At 42.1% G+C, this 1,353-nt stretch carries 1 protein-coding gene; it reads left to right on the top strand.

Annotated elements, in window-relative coordinates; translation table 11 throughout:
- Window positions 1–157: 157 nt before the first annotated feature.
- Window positions 158–1,353 (top strand): IS1634 family transposase (locus ACOI06_RS14520; protein WP_420663306.1); only part of this gene is annotated, 1,196 nt, incomplete at its 3' end.

Genomic DNA, 1,353 nt, shown 5'->3' with positions numbered 1-1,353 from the left:
CTGACTTCTGCCACTTTTTGATATTTTCTAAATTTATTAAAAAATATTCTTTTAAAACAACGAGTTAATTTTTCTGTTTCGCTGTTGACCGCACTAGGGCAAAGAAGTTTTGCTTCGAAATGACGTTTTGACCAGCAAGGAGTGCTATCTTTGCGTCATGTATGACGATCTGAAGACGCGAACAACAACGACTACCTCTGGTGCGACCGCTGTCCAGGTCGTTCGGTATGAGCACGGCACGCGCAAAGTGGTCAAACATTTTGGCAGTGCACATAATTCGGAACAATTAAAGCAATTAAATGCGTTAGCGGCAGAGTATATTCAGCAGAATAGTCGACAACCAGAATTATTTCCCCCTGAAGAAATTGAATCTATTCAAGTCGCACCATTATTTAGTCGTTTTAAATTAATTAAAGTCCAGCAGACATACGCTCGAGAAGTCTTATTAAAATGCCTCGATCTTTGTGGTTTGGATTCCATTTCAGCCGTTCATAAAGATCTGGCCATTATGCGTATTATTGAGCCTGCCTCTAAACTGCGCACACTCGAGCTATTGGAGCGCTATTTTGGGGTTGTTTATGCGCAGCGTACGATGTACCGCTCTTTGCCCAAGCTGCTCAATGAGACTGCAACAATTGAGTCGGCGGCACTTCAAAGTGCCCAGAAACATCTCAACGAAACCTTTGCCATGGTTCTCTATGATGTCACAACGCTGTACTTTGAATCCTTCAAAGAGTATGACCTCCAAAAACCAGGTTTCTCTAAAGACAACAAACACCAACAACCCCAGATTGTGATCGGCCTGATCACGACGCGCTCTGGCTTTCCATTGATGCATCAGATCTTCACTGGTAACACCTTTGAGGGGCATACGATGCTAGAGGTGTTGAATCGATTTAAAACGCTCTGTCCAGACTCAAAACCAGTGATCGTTGCGGATGCTGCGATGCTATCCAAAGCCAACATGCAGCTTCTTAACGAACAGGGATATCAGTACATTGTTGGCGCTCGGTTAGCCAACGCTTCGCACAAGCTTATTGACCAGATACACAGGGAGCTTGCGCAAACCGATGGGGCAATAAGACGCTATAAAAAAACCTTCGGTGATGAGCGCATCAACACGGTTTGCCAGTTCTCAGAAAAACGTTACAAAAAAGATCATCGAGAGATGATGAAACAAATTGAGCGTGCAAATAATTTATTAGAAAAAAATGAGCCAGGAAAGCGTGCAAAATTTATTAAAAAATCAGCTCAAAAAAGTAAATCATTTGAATTCAATGAAACATTGAAAAACAAAACCGAAAAACTACTCGGTATTAAAGGTTATGTCACGAATATACCGATCGCTGAACT

Source organism: Orrella sp. 11846, from assembly GCF_048820935.1.
Taxonomy (GTDB): Bacteria; Pseudomonadota; Gammaproteobacteria; order Burkholderiales; family Burkholderiaceae_B; genus Algicoccus.
The sequence above is the reverse complement of the archived record's forward strand: the minus strand, read 5'-3'. Positions and strand labels throughout refer to the sequence as shown.